Below are 1070 nucleotides of genomic sequence, written 5' to 3' on the forward strand. Positions count from 1 at the left end.
GAAGTAAACGAGCCGGATGCGCCGTTTAATACGGCTTATGTTGTTGATAATCAGAAGAACTTATTACGTGTTGACCCTGAGACAGGCGAACATGAAGTTATTGCACAATTGGGTCAATATATGACTGATATTGCTATCTCACCACAAGGGGTGATGTATGGCATATCGGGCAGTATTCTTTATATGATTGACCCAGTAACAGGCACAACGACAGTCATTAATGATTCAGTGCCATGGTCGAATGGTTTAACGTTTGCGCCGAATGGTGACTTATACGCTTCAGGTGGCGATAACCTTTATCAGTTAAACACCAGTGATGCTGGTCAGTTTGGGGATGTGGTTGCCACATATGACACCTTAGGTGTCAATTCAGCGGGTGACATAGTATTCCATCAAGGTGAAATGTACTTTACGACCAGTTTGGGGCATCTGGCTCGCATTGATTTCGATGCATCAGGTAGCGCTGTTGCTACAATCATCAAAGAAAATGTTACTGGCTCCACCCTTAATTACGGTTTGATTTCAGGTCATGGTGGACGGCTATACATCTTTTCTGAAAACAATATTTATACCTTTAATTTCGATACCAACACGGCTGAGCTTATTAGCAGTTATGGTCAAAATGACGCTTTCGGTGCAGCGCAACAAACTACGCTGGTTAATGGTAATGTCCTTGAAAACGATACTGACGTTGAAAATGACGATCTTATCGTCACGCAAGTTCAGTTTGGTGGCACAACTGTAGATGCAGGACAAAGCATTGATGGCATTTACGGTACGTTAGTACTCAATGCCGACGGTAGCTTTACGTACTATCTAGATAAGAGCCGAGCAGTGACCGCCGGACTTAAAGGAGGTGAAATCGTCTTTGAAAACTTCACTTATACCGCCAGTGACCAAAATGGTGGTTTAGATACTGCCATCCTGAAAATCAAAATAACCGGTACCGATGACCTACCACTCATCAGTGAAGATACTGGAATGGTGATTGAAGACATCGAGTTATTTGCAGAAGGCACATTGACTGCGACAGATGTGGATAATCCAGATTTAGCCTTTGTTGCCAACAC

At 43.2% G+C, this 1070-nt stretch carries 1 protein-coding gene; it reads left to right on the plus strand.

The window, feature by feature from the left end; translation table 11 throughout:
• Positions 1-1070: VCBS domain-containing protein (locus AC1EU2_RS18715; protein WP_480299792.1), on the plus strand; the 1070-nt coding region annotated here is incomplete at both ends.

It is taken from the genome of Parashewanella sp. 2304DJ23-3 (assembly GCF_056591695.1).